Origin of the sequence: Shewanella sp. T24-MNA-CIBAN-0130 (assembly GCF_040310185.1) — a bacterium.
Classification (GTDB): Bacteria; Pseudomonadota; Gammaproteobacteria; order Enterobacterales; family Shewanellaceae; genus Shewanella; species Shewanella psychromarinicola.
In genome coordinates this window covers 1-289 of record NZ_JBEOPP010000226.1, presented here as the reverse complement: position 1 = coordinate 289, position 289 = coordinate 1, and the positions used below count along the sequence as shown (strand labels likewise).

The 289-nt window shown below is 42.9% G+C and carries 1 pseudogene; it reads left to right on the top strand.

The annotated features are described in order from the left end of the window. Window positions 1–289 (top strand): annotated as a pseudogene (locus tag AAEZ02_RS22165) (tRNA (N6-isopentenyl adenosine(37)-C2)-methylthiotransferase MiaB); the annotation flags it as partial.

Genomic DNA, 289 nt, shown 5'->3' with positions numbered 1-289 from the left:
GTATTTGGTCCACAAACTTTGCATCGTCTGCCAGAACTCTACGATCAATCTAATAAGCAAAAGAATATTGCGCCAAAAAATCGTATCGGCACTATCGATATCTCCTTTCCTAGTATCGAGAAGTTTGACTTCTTGCCTGAGCCAAAAGTTGAAGGCTACAAAGCTTTTGTCTCTATTATGGAAGGCTGTTCAAAGTATTGCTCATTTTGCGTCGTACCTTATACTCGCGGCGAAGAGCTCTCGCGTCCACTTGATGATGTATTAGCAGAAATCGATAGCCTCGCCGAAC